This is a genomic window from Rhizobium sp. RU36D, from assembly GCF_900176345.1.
GTDB lineage: Bacteria > Pseudomonadota > Alphaproteobacteria > Rhizobiales > Rhizobiaceae > Allorhizobium.
In genome coordinates, this window is the sequence record NZ_FWXU01000005.1 from 146,738 (window position 1) to 163,168 (window position 16,431).

A 16,431-nucleotide genomic window follows, 5' to 3' on the forward strand; every position below is an offset into this window, starting at 1 on the left:
GCATGATCCTCAGTTGGCGGAGTTGGACGTGGCGATGACGGTGGGACGCCCGCCCAGCAACCGTCCGAAGATCGGCTGCAGCATTGGCTCGACGTGGTCGCGGTAAAGGCCGGCAAGTCCGTTGGGGAAGGCCATGACGACGGCGATGAACAGGCCACCCATCGCAAACAGCCACAGTTCGGGGAAGCTTTCGGAGAAGGATGTCTTCGCGGCGTTGACGATCAGGGCGCCATAGACTGCACCGAACAGTGACAACCGGCCGCCGACAGCGCAGAAGATGACCATCTCGATCGATGGAACGATCCCGACGAAGGACGGCGACATGAACCCGACCTGCAGCGTGAACATGGCGCCGCCGATGGCCGAAAGCGCCGCTGCAAAGCAGAAGATGAAGATCTTGAAGCTGGCGACGTCATAGCCGGAAAAGCGAACCCGGTCTTCCCGGTCGCGCATGGCGACGAGCAGCCTGCCGAACTTGGAGATGCGCACGGCCTGCGCCAAAAGCAGGCAGCCAAGCAGCAGGACAGCGTTAACGAAGTAGAGGATGACCTTGGCCTCGTCCGTGCGGATGTCCCAGCCGAGCATGGTCCTGAGATCGGTGATGCCATTGACGCCGCCGGTATAGCCTTGCTGGCCGATGATCAGGATCGTCAGGATCGCTGCGATGGCCTGGGTGATGATGGCGAAGTAGACGCCGCCCACGCGCCGCTTGAACATTGCCGCGCCAATGATGAAGGCGAAGATCGAGGGTATGGCGATGATGGCGATCAGGGTGAAGGTCAGCGAGTGGAATGGCTGCCACCAGAAGGGTAGTTCCGTAAGCTGGTTCCAGTCCATGAAGTCGGGAATGCCAGGTGTTGACTGGATCTTGGTCGCCTCTGGCGTGGAGGCTTCCAGTTTCAGGAACATCGCCATGCAGTAGCCGCCGAGCCCGAAGAATATGCCCTGGCCGAGCGAGAGAATGCCGCCCGTTCCCCAGCAGAGCACCAGTCCCAGCGCCACGAAGGCATAGGTGAGGTATTTGCCGACGAGATTGAGGCGGAAGACATCGACGCTCATGGGCATGACGACCAGGATCAGGGCCGCGAGGATGGCGAAGGCGATCCAGCCCTGCCGGTTGAAGAGAAGGCTTTCGGTTTTCATCATCGGTTTCCTCAGCGACGGATGTTGAGCGTGAACAGGCCCTGCGGGCGCAGCATCAGGATGCCGACCACGGTGAGCAGCGTGAGCACCTTGGCCATCGATCCACTCATGAAGAATTCCATGGTCGACTGGGCCTGGCTGATGGTGAAGGCGGACGCGATGGTGCCGATGAGGCTGCCCGCGCCGCCGAACACCACCACGAGGAAGGTATCGACGATGTAGAGCTGGCCGGCCGTCGGACCGGTGGAGCCGATCATCGTGAAGGCCGACCCGGCAATGCCGGCAATGCCGCAACCCAGGCCGAAGGTCAGGCGGTCGACGCGCTTGGTATTGATGCCGACCGCGCCGGCCATCACCCGGTTCTGCAACACGGCGCGCACCTGCTTGCCCCAGGCCGAGCGGAACAGGATGAAATAGACGGCGAAGGAGACCAGCAGTGTCAGTGCCATCACGAAGAGACCGTTGATCGGGATCTCGATCATATCGGTGAGCGCAATCGAACCCATCATCCAGTCCGGCAGGGTGACGCCCACTTCACGGGCACCGAACACCGAGCGATAAAGCTGCTGCAAAATCAGCGACAGACCCCAGGTGGCGAGCAAGGTGTCGAGCGGCCTTCGGTAGAGGAACCGGATCATGCCCCACTCCACCAGCACACCGAGGCCGAAGGCCGTGACGAAGGCGATCGCCATGGCAATGAAGAAGTAGATCGGAAAGAGGAAGGGCACATATTCTGTGACGATATGCGAGCACAGATAGGTCATGTAGGCGCCGAGGATCATGAACTCGCCATGCGCCATATTGATCACGCCCATCTGCCCGAAGATGATCGCCAGGCCCAGCGCCATCAGGACAAAGACGGAGAAGAGGCTGAGGCCTGCAAAGCCCTGCATGGCCAGGATCGAAGTGAATTCGCCAATCGTATAGTCGCCAATCATCATGGCCTCGCGTGCTGGAAGCTGGTGTCTTCTGGTCGGACGGAAGAAAAGGCGCTGCCCTGGCTAGAGCCGGATGATTTTAGGTCGGATCGACCTAAAATCTGAATCCGCTCTAGCTTCAAATAGTAGGGCATGATGTGGACCGAAAACCGCGTCCACTTTTCGGCATCATGCCCCGGGGGCAGGGCAGCGCGTCAGGCGAGGCTCATTGATAGCCTTCGGGGAACGGATCGGGTTCCATGAGATCGCTGGTCTCGTAAACCAGTTCATACTGACCGTCGGTCTTGGCGCGGCCGACACGGGCCTTCGACCAGAGGTGATGGTTCTCGTGGATCTTCACATAGCCTTCCGGCGCAGTGGTAAGCTCGATGCCGGGGGAGGCTGCCTTCACCTTGTCGATGTCGAACGAGCCTGCCTTCTCGACAGCGGCCTTCCACAGCCACGGGCCCAGATAGGCGGCCTGGGTCACGTCGCCGATTACGATGTTGTCGCCCCACATCTTCTTGAATTCGGAGACGAAGGTCTTGTTGTTCTCGTTGTCGAGGCTCTGGAAATATTTCATCATGGCATAGGCGCCATTGATGTTCTCGCCGCCGATGCCGAGGATTTCGTCCTCCGTGACCGAGATGGTGAGAAGCAGCGGCTTTTCCTTGGTGAGGTCGATACCGGCTGCCTTGAGCTGCTTGTAGAAGGCGACGTTGGAGCCGCCGACGACGATCGCATAGATCACATCGGGCTTCTTCAACTTGATCTTGTTGATCACCGAGTTGAACTGGGTATGTCCGAGCGGATAATACTCCTCGCCGACGACTTCCAGCCCAAGCTTCTCGATATGCTTGCGGGCGATCTTGTTGGAGGTGCGCGGCCAGATGTAGTCGGAGCCGAGCAGGTAGAAGCTCTTGGCACCCTTTTCCTTTACCACCCAGTCGATGCCGGCAAGAATCTGCTGGGTTGCTTCCTGTCCGGTATAGATGACGTTGGGGCTCTCTTCGAGGCCTTCATAGAAGGTGGGGTAGTACAGCATGCCGTTATACTGCTCGAATACCGGCAGCACGGCCTTGCGCGACGCCGAGGTCCAGCATCCGAAGACTGCAGCCACCTTGTCCTGAACCAAGAGCTTCTTCGCCTTTTCGGCGAAGGTCGGCCAGTCGGAAGCACCGTCTTCCTGAACAAACTCGATCTTGCGGCCGAGAACGCCGCCCATGGCATTGATCTGCTCGATCGCCAGTTTCTCGGCCTGAACCGAACCGGTTTCGCTGATCGCCATGGTGCCCGTAACCGAGTGCAGAATGCCGACCTTCACCGTGTCGTCGGTCACGGACAGCCCCGTGGTGTTGACCGTGGCGGTCGGATAGTCGACGGCCAGCGCCGGTAGCCCGGCCATGGATAGCAGCGACAGGCTGGCAATTCCCGCAAGCAACGTCCTGCGCTTCACGGACAGTGTGTTTCTGGTGGTATCGTCCCTCATAGCAAAGCCTCTCATCTCGCTCGATGTTCATCTGAGCTGGCTTGTGAACCGCCAACTGACGCGAGTTTCGACAGGATTGCCGCGATGCAACAATGGAGTATTTGACGTATTGGCCCTGGTGCGTTTTGCCCGTAGCATGCAGTCAATGGATGGGAACGAAACGATTACCGCTTTGAAGAAAAAGATGAATTTTCGGCGGGGCAAATAGCCGGCAAAGATATTTCGGATGCTGCAGAACAATGCGCTGCGCCAGGATCTGTGATCCCCTTGTCGTCCGATTTGTGCAGTGCATTCTTGATCCCTGACAGGATGGAGGCGATGGGTTGAACGAAACGGGGCGCATTCCGCGAAATCGCAGAACCTACAACAAGTGGGTCGCCAACCAGACCCTCGAAGACTATGCGCTGCGCTTCACCGCCTACAAGGTTCGCCGCTTTTCCAACTGGCGGATTGCCAATACCGCAATCGGCGCAATCTCCTTTCTGGCGCTTGAGGCAATTGGAGGGTCGATCACACTCAACTACGGGTTTGCAAACGCCGCGACCGCCATTCTCGTGTGTTGCGGCATCATCTTCCTGATGGGCGTGCCGATTGCCTACTATGCCGTCAAGTATGGCGTGGATATCGATCTCCTGACCCGCGGCGCCGGTTTCGGCTATCTCGGCTCAACCGTTACATCGCTGATCTATGCGACTTTCACCTTTATTTTCTTTGCGATAGAGGCGGCAATCGTTGCGACGGCCCTGCAATTGTGCACCGGCCTGCCGCTTCCCTTCGGCTATATCGTCAGCGCTCTCGTCATCATTCCGCTGGTAACCCACGGGGTTACGTTCATCAGCCGATTTCAGGCCTGGACCCAGCCATTCTGGGTTGTGCTCCAGCTGGCGCCCTTTGTGTTCATCGCGCTGCAGAGCCATTCTTCCGTGAGGCAATGGACGGGCTATTCCGGGCTTTTGGGTGCGCCTGATGGCCAGGTCGATATCGTGCATTTCGGGGCGGCCTCGGCCGTTCTCTTCTCGCTGGTGGCGCAGATTGGCGAACAGGTCGACTTCCTGCGCTTTCTCCCGCGACGCAGCCGGCAGAACCAGCTTCGCTGGTGGGCGGCGCTGCTTTTTGCCGGTCCCGGTTGGGTTGTCATCGGCGGGTTGAAGATTTTTGCAGGTTCATTTCTCGCCTTCTATGCCTTCCAGCACGGCGTGAGCTTCGAGGATGCCTCTGATCCGACACAGATGTATCTGAGCGTGTTTCGCGAAATGCTGGGCTCGCCGGAGTTGGCGCTGGGGCTTGCGGGCATCTTCGTCATCATCTGCCAGCTGAAGATCAACGTGACCAACAGCTATGCGGGATCGATCGCCTGGTCGAACTTCTTTTCGCGACTGACCCACAGCCATCCGGGTCGCGTGGTCTGGCTGGTGTTCAATGTCATGCTTGGTTTGCTGCTGATGGAATTCGGCGTCTACAAGGCGCTGGAACAGACGCTCGGCCTCTATTCGATCCTGGCGGTCTCCTGGATGGGATCCATCGTTGCCGACCTGGTCATCAACAAGCCGCTGGGCTTGTCGCCGCGTTCGATCGAGTTCAAGCGGGCGCATCTCTACGATATCAACCCTGTCGGCTTCGGTGCCATGATCATTTCGGCCCTTGCGGGTCTCGTGGCCTATTTCGGCTTCCTCGGGCCTGTTCTGGCATCCGTCTATATCTATGTCGCCCTTCTGGCCGCCTTTGTCGTGGCACCTGTTCTGGCCGTGTTGACGAAGGGACGGTTCTATCTCGCCCGCCAGTCCTCAACCGACTGGAAAAGCGCCGAGGCAATCCAGTGCTGTATCTGCGAGCATCATTTCGACAGCGAGGACATGGCGCGCTGCCCCATCTATTCGGGACCGATCTGCTCCCTCTGCTGTTCGCTTGATGCCCGCTGCATGGATGCCTGCAAGCCGGATGCGCGGCTGATGGATCAGTTACGCAGCTTCACCAGCGCTTATCTGCCGCATCGGTTCGCCGGCTTCCTGGAAAGCCGGTTGGCGCGCTATCTGACCATACTGACGATCGTCACGGCGCTGATCGGGCTGGTCTTCTGGCTCATCTATTTCCAAAGTACGCTGGACCGGAACCTGCCGGCCGAACAGATTGCGACCGTGCTCTGGAAGTTGTTCATCATCGTCTTCATCATATCGGGCATCATCGTCTGGCTGTTCGTGCTGGCGCAGGAGAGCCGGATATTTGCCGAGGATGAAGCCCGCCGCCATACCCGTTTGCTGATGGACGAGATACGCGCCCATGAGGAAACCGACCGGCAGTTGCAGAAGGCGAAGGAAGTGGCGGAATCGGCCAACATCGCCAAAAGCAAATATGTGGTCGGCCTCAGCCACGAACTGCGCACGCCGCTCAGCGCCATTCTCGGCTATGCCCAGCTGCTCGACCGGCAGAAGGGGCTTCCTGGCTATATCCACAATGCCGCCCGGACCATCAAGCGCAGCGGCGAGCATCTGGCTGACATGATCGAAGGCCTGCTCGACATTTCCAAGATCGAGGCAGGCAAGCTTGAAATCTTTCGCCACAAGATCGCTCTCAAGCCCTTTCTCGACCAGATCGTCGACATGTTCACGCTGCAGGCGCAGGCCAAGGGCATAGACTTCGAGTTCCGCGCGCCGTCCTCCATGCCGGATTACGTGTTCACCGATGAGAAGCGGTTGCGGCAGGTGCTCATCAACCTCTTGTCCAACGCCATCAAGTTCACGGGTCACGGCCGGGTAACGCTGACTGTCAGCTATCGCAACCAGGTTGCCACCTTCGAGATCGAGGACACCGGTGTCGGCATCCGCGAAACCGATCTCGAGCGCGTCTTTCTGCCGTTCGAACGCGCCGAGCATCCCTCCGACGGCATGCGCCCGCCGGGCACGGGACTGGGCCTGACCATCACCAAGCTTCTGGTCGAGATCATGGGCGGCGAGCTTGTCGTGCGAAGCCGGCCTGGTGTAGGCACCTTCGTGTCTGTTCGCCTGTTGCTGTCATCGGCCACCGGGGTCGAGGATGCCACATCCATGGTCGCCAGCATCAGTGGCTATGAGGGACCGCGCCGCACCGTGCTGGTTGCCGACGATGACCGAAGCCTCAGCGGCTTGCTGGAGGATGCGCTTAAACCCCTGGGGTTCACCGTGATCTCGACCGCTGATGGCCCGGCCTGCCTCTCAGCATTGTCGCTCTACAGGCCCGATCTCCTGGTGCTCGACATCGCCATGCCGGGGATGTCGGGCTGGGAAGTGGCACGGCGGGCCAGGAAGCGCATCGGCCGGGACCTACCGATCATCATGCTCTCAGCCGATGCCGGCAATGATCGCACCAAGCCGGAATCGGCCGAGCTCTATAACGCCTATCTCACCAAGCCCTTCAGCTTCGAGGAACTGTTCGACCAGCTTGCCACGCTGCTGTCGCTGACCTGGGTTCATGCCGCCGATGGCGTCGATGAGCCTGATTTGACACCGGTGTTTGCGTCATCCGAACTGCCCGAACCGCACAAGCTCAAGCAGTTGCGGACCCTCGGCCAAACGGGTTTCGTTCGCTCGATCGAGGCGACGCTGGATGACATCGAAGCATCATCCCCCGCAACGGCGCGCTTTTGCGCCCACATGCGCCAACTGGTCGCCCATCATCGTTTGCGCGACTTCATGGCGGTGATTGAAGAGGTAGCCCATGTCTGATGCCAGAGAAAGCAATCGCGTGCTGGTGGTCGACGATTCCCAGGACACCCTGATGATGCTGTCGGATGCGCTGCGTCTCGAAGGCATGGAGGTGTTGACCAGCAGTAGCGGGCGTCATGCGATAACCATGGCCAATAGCGGCTCGCCCGATATCGTGCTGATGGATGCGGTCATGCCGGGGCTCGACGGGTTCGAGACCTGCCAGATCCTGAAGGCCGATCGTGGCTTCGAGGACATTCCCATCATCTTCATGACCGGCTTAAACGAAAGCGAACATGTGGTGCGAGCCTTGGCGGCCGGCGGGGTGGATTTCGTCTCCAAGCCGATCGAGCTGAACGAGCTGTTCGCGCGGATGCGTGTCCATCTCGGCAATGCTCGCCGGGCGCGTTCGGCCAGCCGGGCACTGGATTCCACCGGGCGATGGATCGTCGCCTGCGATCGCAACGGCAAGGTGTTCTGGTCCACGCAACAGGCTTCCGACCTGCTGCATCGTGCCGGCATTCGCTCCGACCCTGGCGCCTACCTTCCCTGGGAGGTGGTCGGCTGGCTGTCGCAGTCCGACGAGGCCGGCCATGGTCCCTTGAACCGTAATGCGCTGCGTCATTCGCGAAACGGCCAGGACCTGGAGTTTCGCCTTCTTTCGGATGATCGCGGCGAGGAGGTGTTGTTGCGGTTGATCGATCGGCATCGCGGCACCGATGAAGAGCAGCTTTCAAAAGCCTTCGGCGTCACGCTGCGCGAGGCCGAGGTGCTGCTCTGGATCGCGCACGGTAAATCCAACAAGGAGATCGCCGAAATCCTCGACATGTCGCCCCGCACCGTCAACAAGCACCTGGAGCAGATCTTCAACAAGCTGATGGTGGAAAAGCGGACGTCCGCCGCGACCATGGCAGTCAAGGTGCTGTGGCGCGATGGGTGACGTGCTGGAAGACGCTGTTTCATGCGCCGAACACCCCATGGCAAGTCACGCCAGGGGGGAGCCGATGAGCCGCCGCATCCGCCCGCCGCCAATGCGTATGGAGATATCCGCAGCCCGGAACCGACTACCCGGGTTTCCTGATGTGCCGCTCCCAGGACTTGCGTGCCCGCCAAAAAGCGGTGGAGTCGGCATAGCCGAGGACTTCGGCGATCCGTGCCATCTGCACGTCTGCCTGCATGTTTGTCGCCGCTATTGTCGCCCGCGTTTCTCTAATGAGGTCTCTCAGCGACGTCCCCTCCTCGGCAAGCCGTCTCTGCAAGGTGCGCTCGGAGATCCGGAGGTCCGCCGCGATCGCGTCAAGGGTGACGGGCTTGTGGCCGAGATAGATGGATATCAGTCCGCGCACCCGCTCTTTGATGCTATCTGGCAGTCTTGTCTTGTCGACCAGCTCGGCGACATGGTGTTCGAGAACGGCCGAAAGGGCGGGATCTTCCTTGCGGTAAAGCCGGTTTGCATCGCTCCCGGCGACGATAATGCGGTTTGCAGTTTCCCCGAATTTCAGCGGGCAGCGGAAGATGCGCTCCAGGACGGAGCGATCCCGCGGTGCCATGTGCTCGAAATGCACCTCCAGCGGCTTCCAGCTCTTGGCGAAGCAGGAGCGGACGAGCTGGCAGGAAGCGACCAGCGAGAATTCGCTGTCCTGCCGGCGCGGCCACATGGTCGGATCCTCCAGCCGGTAGGTCCAGACCAGGTTGCCTTCTTCTTCGAAGATGCCGGAACTGGTGGCGCTCTGCACCGTGTTGACGTATTTCGCCAGGCGCTCGAAGCCGATGCGGATCGTGCCCGAGATCGAAAACAAGACACCGATCGGGCCGATATCGCTGGGCTTGAACAGCGTGCCGAGCCGGGCTCCGAGTGATGGCTCCTCGGCGACCAGTGCCGCATCCTCGAAGATCGCGACATAGCGGGCCATCGGGATCATGGCATGGGGATCGTCGAGCTGGCTGCGCAGGATGCCATGGGATGCCAGCAAAAGGTCGGTCTTGCCGCTGCGCCGGTCGATCTGGTCGACCAGCGGCGCAAGTACCGAGGCCCGGATGGATGCAATTCCGAGCATCTGCCTGTTCATTTCCGATGCAACTGCCATTTTCACCATCCTGAAACAGCCGCGTGGCGCGGTTTATCGATTCAATGGCATGAACTGCAATTTCGAGACCAGAATGTCGCGCCTACCCTCTTGACGGAAATCAAGCACAAGAGGGGTTCTCATGACAATACAATCTATTGCGGATGGTCCCAAGGACCGGCTGGCGAAGAATTCCGTCGGCCTCGCTCACATCGTCTTTTTCGTTGTCGCCGCGGCCGCGCCTTTGACCGCGGTGGTCGGTGCCACGCCGGCCGCCTTTGCCTTCGGCAATGGTGCAGGCGTTCCCGGCGCCTTCGTGCTCGCCGGTATTCTCTATCTGCTGTTCTCGATCGGCTTCACCGCCATGAGCCGCCATGTCGGCGGCGCCGGGGCCTTCTACACCTATATCACCCATGGCATCGGCAAGCCGGCCGGCGTCGGCGGGGCGCTGATGGCGCTCGTCACCTATTCCGCCGTGCAGATCGCCGTCTACGGCCTGTTCGGCGTCTTCATGGCAGGTGCCATGGCGCCGATCGCGGACCTGCCCTGGTGGGTCTGGTCGTTTGCCGCACTCGTTGTCGTGCATGTCTGCGGCCAGCGCAACATCGCCTTCTCGGGCGCCATTCTCGGCATTTGCATGATCGCCGAAATTGCCATCCTGCTGCTGCTCGATATCGGCATCGTTCTGGCGGGCGGCGGACCCGAAGGTTTTGGGTTTACCTCGTTTTCGCCCGCCACCGTGTTTGCACCCGGCCTTGGTGTTGCGCTGGTCTTCGTTGTCGGCTCCTATATCGGTTTCGAGGCGACCGCGATCTTTGGCGAGGAAGCGGAGAACCCGGAAAAGACCATTCCGCGTGCCACTTACGTTGCGGTGCTGCTGATCACCGGTTTCTATGCCTTTTCAACCTGGGCAATCGTCCAGTTCTACGGTCCGGCGGCCGTGCAGCCGACGGCGGCGGCTGGTCTGGAAGCCTTCTATTTCGCAGCCACTGACAGCATTCTCGGTCCCTGGGCGTCGCAGGTCATGAACATCCTGCTGATCACCAGCCTGTTTGCCTGTGTGCTCTCCTTCCACAACACGCTGAACCGCTACTTCTTTGCCCTTGGCCGCGAAGGCCTTGCCTTTAAGCTGCTGGGCAAGGTGCATCCGATGCATGGCTCGCCCTATGTCGCCGGCATGCTGCAGAGCGCGATTGCTGCGATCGTGCTGGCGCTCTTTATCCTGGCCGGTGCCGATCCTTATACGGTCGTCTTTTCCTGGATGTCGGCGCTGGCGGTCATCGGCATCCTGACTGTTCAGGCCCTGGTATCGGTCGCCATCATCCTGTTTTTCCGCAAGGTGAAGACCGGCTATGGCCCGTGGACGACGATGATAGCGCCTGCGCTCGGACTGGCAGGCCTGCTCGGCGCGCTGGGACTGGTGATCGCCAATCTCTCGCTGCTCTCGGGGTCCGAAAGCCTCATCGTCAAGTCCTTCCCCTATCTGATCGTGCTTGTGGGCCTCGTGGGTGCTGCCTTCGCCATGCAGATCCGCAAGGCAAAGCCGCAGCTCTACGCCTCCCTCGGAAAGGCCTTCGAATGATCGCGCTACTCACACGTCCCTCCACTGACCGTTGGCTCTTCGCGTCCCTCATTGCCTTGACCGTAGCCACGATCCTGCTCGCCGCCGAGGCGCATGCCTTCTGCAATCTCTTCTGCATCCACGGCATGCCAATGATCGAGACCGAGATCTGCTCCGGCCGCGGCTGACACGATTTGGGGTGGCGTGCCTGCGCCACCCTGATCTTCCCAACTCTTTTGCCTAAAGGACGCTCCCATGGACGCTGTCGTCGACACCATCCGCCATCCGCTCGATCCCCTGAGCCTCAATGAAATCGCCGAAGCCGTCGCGATCCTCAAGGACGAAAAGGCACTGGCCGAGACCATCCGCTTTCCGATCATCCGGCTCGAAGAGCCAACCAAGGCGGATCTCACCGCCTTCCGGACCGGCAAGCCGCTGGCGCGCCTCGCCTTCATCCTCTCGCTCGACATCACCACCGGCGAGACCCATGAGAGCATCGTCGATCTGAAGACCAAGCGCGTGACCGACCACAAGCGCCTTGCCCATGACGAACTCCCCTATGGTCAGCCGCCGGTCATGCTCTGTGAATTCGAGACCGTCGAGGCGACGGTGAAATCCGACCCGCGCTGGATCGCGGCGGTCAAGAAGCGGGGCATCACCGATGAGGATATCCCGCTCGTGCAGATCGATCCCTTCTCGTCAGGCTATTTTGGCCTGGAATTCGAGAAGGGCCAGCGCATCGTCCGCGCCGTCTCTTACTGGCGCGAAGACATCCGCGACAACGGTTATTCTCATCCGATCGAAGGCGTTGTTGCCGTGGTGGACCTGGTGAAGAACCAGGTCGTTGACCTCGTGGATGACGAGAAGATCATTCCGGTGCGCAAGAAGAAGCGCAATTACGGCCAGGAGGCCTTTCCGGAAACGCGCCAAGGCCTGAAACCCCTCGATATCGTTCAGCCTGATGGGCCGAGCTTCACCGTCGATGGCTGGAATGTCGAATGGCAGAACTGGTCCTTCCGCGTCGGCTTCACCCCGCGAGAGGGTCTTGTCCTCCATGAACTCGGCATCAAGGATGGCGGCAAGTTGCGCCCGATCGTCTTCCGTGCCTCGGTGACGGAAATGGTGGTGCCCTATGCCGACCCGACCGCCAACCACTTCTGGAAAAGCGCCTTCGATGCCGGTGAATATGGCCTCGGACGTCTCGCCAACTGCCTGGAGCTGGGCTGCGATTGCCTGGGTCACATCCACTATTTCGACGTGCCCTCGGCAGATGATTTTGGCCAGCCGGTGGTGATGAAAAATGCCATCTGCATGCATGAGGAGGACTACGGCATCCTCTGGAAGCATTACGAATTCCGCAACGGCATCTTCGAAGTCCGCCGGTCGCGTCGCCTCGTCATTTCCTTCTTCGCGACCGTCGGTAATTACGACTACGGCTTCTATTGGTATCTCTACCAGGACGGCACGATCCAGCTCGAAGCAAAGCTCACCGGCATCATCCAGACGGCAGCCGTCGCTCCCGGCGAAACCTACCAATGGGGCGGCATGGTCGATGATGATCTCGGCGGCCCGACCCACCAGCACTTCTTCAATGCCCGCCTGCACATGGATGTCGACGGCGGCGGCAATACCGTGACCGAGCATGAATTCGTGCCGCGTCCCTGGGGCGACGACAACCCCTATGGCAATGTCTTCGACACCAGGACCCGGGTGCTGAAGCGCGAACTGGATTCACCCGCTGTCGCCAATGGCGAGACGGGCCGCTACTGGAAGGTGCAGAACCCGAATGTGAAGAATTCCGTCGGCAAGGCGCCGGGCTACAAGATGGTGGTGATGCCAAGCCCGTTGATGCTGGCGCAGGAGGGCTCGACGGTCGCCCAGCGCGGTGGCTTTGCCAAGAAGCATATCTGGGTCACGGCCTTCGATCCGGCGGAAAAATATGCTTCCGGCGATTATCCGAACGTCCATGCCGGCGGCGACGGATTGCCGAAATATGTCGCCCAGAACCGCAACATCGAGAATGCCGACCTGGTTCTCTGGCATTCCTTCGGTCACACCCATGTCTGCAAGCCCGAGGATTTCCCGATCATGCCGGTCGAATATGCGGGCTTCACCCTGAAACCGAACGGCTTCTTCGATGCCAACATTGCGATGGACCTGCCGGCCGAGAAAAATGGCCACAGCCGGGACAACCGCGAGGCGGATTGCTGCTCACCCAAGGCAGAGGCGGCGAGCAGCGGCTGCTGCCATACGGCAATGCCATAAATCTCCATTCGAAGCGAAAGCCGCGAGATCATGACCCACGGCCGCGATCAACAATGGCGTTGATCGCGGTTACCTTTGGGGAATTTCGAGATCAAGCGCCGGCAAGCCCACCTTGCTCAGCAGACCTCAAACAGACCTGCGGCGCCCATGCCACCGCCGACGCACATGGTAATCACCACATAGCGAACCCCGCGCCGCTTGCCTTCGATGAGAGCATGGCCGGTCATCCGTGCGCCGGACATTCCATAGGGGTGACCGATGGATATGGCGCCGCCATTGACATTGAATCTGTCGGGATCGATGCCGAGACGATCGCGGCAATAGAGCGCCTGCACCGCGAAGGCCTCGTTCAGTTCCCAGAGACCGATTTCATCGACCGTGAGGCCGTGCTGGCGCAAAAGCTTCGGCACGGCGAAGACGGGGCCGATGCCCATTTCGTCGGGGTCGCAGCCGGCGACCGCAATGCCTCTGTAGATGCCGAGCGGGGCAAGGCCACGGCGTTCCGCTTCCCCAGCCTCCATCAACACACTTGCGGAAGCGCCGTCTGACAACTGTGATGCGTTTCCGGCAGTGATATAGGCGCCCGTGGCGATCTGTTGCCCATCGGCGAAGACCGGTTTCAGGCTTTTCAGGCCCTCAAGCGTCGTCTCTGGCCGGTTGCCTTCGTCCTTCTCAAGTCGCACGGGCACGCGGCTTTCGACCCCGGTGGTCTTGTCCTTGACCAGCATGAGCGTGCTCATCGGCGCGATTTCCGCATCGAAACGGCCGTCGGCCTGGGCGCGCGCGGTGCGCTGTTGGGACATAAAGGCGTATTCGTCCTGGACATCGCGGGAAATGCCGTAGCGGGCGGCAACCACCTCGGCTGTCTCCAGCATGGACATGTAGGTGTCCGGCCGGTGTTCCACCAGCCAGGGATCGCTGTAGCGGTCGAGGTTCATCCGGGGCGTCTGTACCAGCGAGATCGATTCAACGCCGCCGCCGACCGTGACGGTCATTCCGTCACCGGTGATCTGTTTTGCCGCAATGGCGATGGCCATCAGGCCCGATGCGCATTGCCGGTCCACGGACATGCCCGCGACCGAGGTGGGCAGGCCGGCACGCAGCGCCGATTGCCGCGCAATGTTCATGTGGGTCGAGCCTTGTTGCAAGGCAGCCCCCATCACGACGTCGTCGATCTCAGCAGGATCGATGCCGGCGCGGGCAACGGCCTCGGCGATCGCATGGCCGCCCAGTGCCTGGGCCTGGGTGTCGTTGAAGGCGCCGCGATAGGCCTTGCCGATCGGCGTGCGTGCCGTTGAGACGATAACCGCTTCTTTCATGATCCTACCTTTCACGCCCTGATTTTGCCGATCGCCGCAGAAGCGATCTCGACATATTTTGCCGTCTGCTGGAAAGCGGTTTCGATCGGCCTGGAGTGCGACTGGTCGCGGATGCGGCCGATGGCCGCTGCAATGCCCTCGGGTGTGCGCTGCTCTTCCGGCAGGAACACGCCCTCGGATTCCCGGATTTCCGTCACCGCGAAGACGCCGGCGCCAGCCCCCATGATGGTCTTGGTGGGCGCATTGTCTCCCACGAGATAGAGCACGGCGGGCGTGACGGTTTCAGGGGAGAGCAGGGCGGCGGCTTCGGGCGCCAGGAGGCCGTCGGTCATCTGGGTTGCGGCCGTCGGCGCCAGCGCGTTGACGCGGATGTCATATTTCGCGCCTTCGATGGCAAGGCAGTTCATCATGCCCACCATGGCCGCCTTGGCACTGCCGTAATTGGTCTGACCGAAATTGCCGAAGATGCCGGAGGAGGAGGCCGTCAGCACGATACGCCCGTATTGGCGGGCCTTCATGTGATCCCACACGGCCTTGATGCAGTTGAAGGTTCCGGTGAGATGAACCTTTAGCACCAGTTCGAAATCCTCGAGCGTGAGCTTGCTCATGCTCTTGTCGCGCAGGATGCCGGCATTGTTGACGAGAATGTCGATCCTGCCCCACTGGCCTAGGATTCGCTCCACCATGGCGTTGACGGCCGCTGCGTCAGCAACATCCGTGGCTGCGGCGATGGCCTGACCGCCATCCGCCTCGATCTCGGCCACGACAGATTGCGCAGCGCTGGCGGAAAGATCCGACACCACCACGCGGGCACCCAAACGCGCAAGCCCCTTGGCATGACTGCGGCCCAGACCGTTGCCGGCCCCGGTCACGATGGCCACACGGCCGTTGAAATCATTCATTCCATTCTCTCCGTAGATGTGTTCCGGCGCTTCAAGCAAGCGCCGACAGGATGAGCCAGTTGGCGGATAGCGCCGGCTTTTCAGATCCTTCGATCTCGACATTCACCTGGTAATGCAGGAGATATTGCTCGCCCTTGCGGGGTGTTATGCCTTCAAGACCGAAATGGGCCCGCACGCGCGCACCAGACGGCACGGGCGCCAGGAAGCGCAACCGGTCAAAGCCGTAGTTCACGCTCATTGTCTGCCGTTCCAGCACCGGCAGGCCTGTTTCGACCATGCGGCTGAGCAGCGAAAGGGTCAGAAAGCCATGGGCGATGGTGCCGCCAAAGGGCGTCTCGCGGGCGGCCTCGGGGTCGACGTGGATGAATTGGCGATCTTCCGTCACGTCGGCGAAAGCATCGATCCGTGGCTGATCCACCGACATCCAGTCCGAGGTCCCCACGGTCTGGCCGACCAGCGCACCCAGTTGCTCCAGGGTGATCGTCGTCGTCATGAGGCCTGCTCGAGGCGGTCTGCACTGAAGACGGTGTAGATCGCGTCCTCAGGCCATTTCGCGCCGATCGGCTGGCGCACGCCGAAGCGCTCGCTCTCGCTTCCGACCGGCAAGGGCTGCTCTTCGACCCAGTCGTAAATGACGGTGCGCCGCGCAATCTTCCAAACGCCATCGCGCTTTTCGAACCAGTCCGCGTAGCGGCCCATCAGGAACATCTGCTGCATGATGCCCGCGGCGTTCGGAGCGCGCTGCCAGGCGGTAAACTGGGATTCAACCGCCGCACCGCCGGGTGCGAAGTCGATGATGACGTTGGTGATCTGGTGAATGCTGCGCTCTGTGTTCGCCAGCGCCTTCATCGCCCACTCTATGAAGCCGCTCGCGCTGCCCTGATAGGGGCCATGGCGATCCGTCGCATCCTCCCAATAGGCGGCGCGAAGGGCTGCCTCATCAGCGCGGTCGATCCCGCGGCAATAGGTGTAAAGACAAGAGCGGATCGCCTCGCGATCCATCAACTCCGCAAGCATGTCACTGTCGTTCGGCATGTTTTCCTCCCATCCCCAACGGCGCAGACCATATTTTGATTGTTCGGCGCCCGTCAA

Annotated in this window: 13 protein-coding genes; 5 read left to right on the forward strand and 8 right to left on the reverse strand. The window is 60.7% G+C overall.

All coding sequences use genetic code 11. The annotated features are described in order from the left end of the window. Positions 1–9: 9 nt before the first annotated feature. The 3 genes from urtC to urtA form a co-directional block, all read right to left on the reverse strand. Positions 10–1,143, reverse strand: a complete 1,134-nt coding sequence (urtC, locus tag B9A97_RS08410; protein WP_143530378.1) for an urea ABC transporter permease subunit UrtC — start codon at positions 1,141–1,143, stop codon at positions 10–12. 11 nt (positions 1,144–1,154) lie between these two features. After that, entirely contained in the window at positions 1,155–2,081 is a 927-nt protein-coding gene (urtB, locus tag B9A97_RS08415) for an urea ABC transporter permease subunit UrtB (RefSeq protein ID WP_084364972.1), read from the reverse strand. Between the two features lie 205 nt (positions 2,082–2,286). Next, positions 2,287–3,549, reverse strand: coding sequence for an urea ABC transporter substrate-binding protein (urtA, locus tag B9A97_RS08420; RefSeq protein ID WP_084364704.1), 1,263 nt, complete (start codon positions 3,547–3,549; stop codon positions 2,287–2,289). Positions 3,550–3,872: 323 nt separating this feature from the next. Here urtA and B9A97_RS08425 point away from each other — a divergent pair, with 323 nt between their 5' ends. Both B9A97_RS08425 and B9A97_RS08430 read left to right on the forward strand, forming a co-directional pair. Further along, a complete protein-coding gene (locus B9A97_RS08425; RefSeq protein WP_084364706.1) occupies positions 3,873–7,247 on the forward strand; it encodes a hybrid sensor histidine kinase/response regulator in 3,375 nt (1,124 codons plus the stop codon). After that, positions 7,240–8,166, forward strand: coding sequence for a response regulator transcription factor (locus B9A97_RS08430; protein WP_084364708.1), 927 nt, complete (start codon positions 7,240–7,242; stop codon positions 8,164–8,166). Before B9A97_RS08425 ends, B9A97_RS08430 begins: the two co-directional genes overlap by 8 nt. A 124-nt stretch (positions 8,167–8,290) precedes the next feature. Here the strand turns inward: B9A97_RS08430 and B9A97_RS08435 are convergent, their stop codons facing one another. Then, positions 8,291–9,313, reverse strand: coding sequence for an AraC family transcriptional regulator (locus tag B9A97_RS08435; protein WP_084364710.1), 1,023 nt, complete (start codon positions 9,311–9,313; stop codon positions 8,291–8,293). A gap of 121 nt (positions 9,314–9,434) precedes the next feature. On the opposite strand from B9A97_RS08435, the gene B9A97_RS08440 reads away from it, so the two are divergent. From B9A97_RS08440 to B9A97_RS08445, 3 genes are all read left to right on the forward strand, one after another. After that, entirely contained in the window at positions 9,435–10,874 is a 1,440-nt protein-coding gene (locus tag B9A97_RS08440) for an APC family permease (protein ID WP_084364712.1), read from the forward strand. After that, positions 10,871–11,041, forward strand: coding sequence for a hypothetical protein (locus B9A97_RS29760; RefSeq protein WP_179145249.1), 171 nt, complete (start codon positions 10,871–10,873; stop codon positions 11,039–11,041). Before B9A97_RS08440 ends, B9A97_RS29760 begins: the two co-directional genes overlap by 4 nt. A 67-nt stretch (positions 11,042–11,108) precedes the next feature. Then, on the forward strand, positions 11,109–13,118 hold the full coding sequence (locus B9A97_RS08445; RefSeq protein WP_084364714.1) for a primary-amine oxidase: 2,010 nt from the start codon (positions 11,109–11,111) through the stop codon (positions 13,116–13,118). A gap of 116 nt (positions 13,119–13,234) precedes the next feature. Here B9A97_RS08445 and B9A97_RS08450 read toward each other — a convergent pair whose 3' ends face one another. Genes B9A97_RS08450 through B9A97_RS08465 form a run of 4 tightly spaced genes read right to left on the reverse strand, consistent with a single transcriptional unit; the run spans position 13,235 to position 16,374 of the window. Continuing rightward, positions 13,235–14,437, reverse strand: a complete 1,203-nt coding sequence (locus B9A97_RS08450) for an acetyl-CoA C-acyltransferase (RefSeq protein ID WP_084364716.1) — start codon at positions 14,435–14,437, stop codon at positions 13,235–13,237. 11 nt (positions 14,438–14,448) lie between these two features. Continuing rightward, complete coding sequence (locus B9A97_RS08455) at positions 14,449–15,339, reverse strand: SDR family NAD(P)-dependent oxidoreductase (RefSeq protein WP_084364718.1); 891 nt, start codon at positions 15,337–15,339, stop codon at positions 14,449–14,451. Positions 15,340–15,370: 31 nt separating this feature from the next. After that, positions 15,371–15,832: a MaoC family dehydratase gene (locus B9A97_RS08460; protein WP_084364720.1), complete on the reverse strand. Its 462-nt coding sequence runs from the start codon at positions 15,830–15,832 to the stop codon at positions 15,371–15,373. Then, positions 15,829–16,374 carry a nuclear transport factor 2 family protein gene (locus B9A97_RS08465; protein ID WP_084364721.1) on the reverse strand — a complete coding sequence of 182 codons (546 nt, stop codon included), beginning with the start codon at positions 16,372–16,374 and terminating at the stop codon, positions 15,829–15,831. The genes B9A97_RS08460 and B9A97_RS08465 overlap by 4 nt, the downstream gene beginning before the upstream one ends. Positions 16,375–16,431: the final 57 nt, after the last annotated feature.

What these genes read in the sequence shown, in the direction of transcription:
- urtB (WP_084364972.1), bottom strand. Translation starts at nt 2,081, where the DNA reads ATGATTGGCGACTATACGATTGGCGAATTCACTTCGATCCTGGCCATG.
- B9A97_RS08465 (WP_084364721.1), bottom strand. Translation starts at nt 16,374, where the DNA reads ATGCCGAACGACAGTGACATGCTTGCGGAGTTGATGGATCGCGAGGCG.
- B9A97_RS08460 (WP_084364720.1), bottom strand. Translation starts at nt 15,832, where the DNA reads ATGACGACGACGATCACCCTGGAGCAACTGGGTGCGCTGGTCGGCCAG.
- B9A97_RS08445 (WP_084364714.1), top strand. Translation starts at nt 11,109, where the DNA reads ATGGACGCTGTCGTCGACACCATCCGCCATCCGCTCGATCCCCTGAGC.
- B9A97_RS08435 (WP_084364710.1), bottom strand. Translation starts at nt 9,313, where the DNA reads ATGGCAGTTGCATCGGAAATGAACAGGCAGATGCTCGGAATTGCATCC.
- B9A97_RS08450 (WP_084364716.1), bottom strand. Translation starts at nt 14,437, where the DNA reads ATGAAAGAAGCGGTTATCGTCTCAACGGCACGCACGCCGATCGGCAAG.
- B9A97_RS08430 (WP_084364708.1), top strand. Translation starts at nt 7,240, where the DNA reads ATGTCTGATGCCAGAGAAAGCAATCGCGTGCTGGTGGTCGACGATTCC.
- urtA (WP_084364704.1), bottom strand. Translation starts at nt 3,549, where the DNA reads ATGAGGGACGATACCACCAGAAACACACTGTCCGTGAAGCGCAGGACG.
- urtC (WP_143530378.1), bottom strand. Translation starts at nt 1,143, where the DNA reads ATGAAAACCGAAAGCCTTCTCTTCAACCGGCAGGGCTGGATCGCCTTC.
- B9A97_RS08455 (WP_084364718.1), bottom strand. Translation starts at nt 15,339, where the DNA reads ATGAATGATTTCAACGGCCGTGTGGCCATCGTGACCGGGGCCGGCAAC.
- B9A97_RS29760 (WP_179145249.1), top strand. Translation starts at nt 10,871, where the DNA reads ATGATCGCGCTACTCACACGTCCCTCCACTGACCGTTGGCTCTTCGCG.
- B9A97_RS08440 (WP_084364712.1), top strand. Translation starts at nt 9,435, where the DNA reads ATGACAATACAATCTATTGCGGATGGTCCCAAGGACCGGCTGGCGAAG.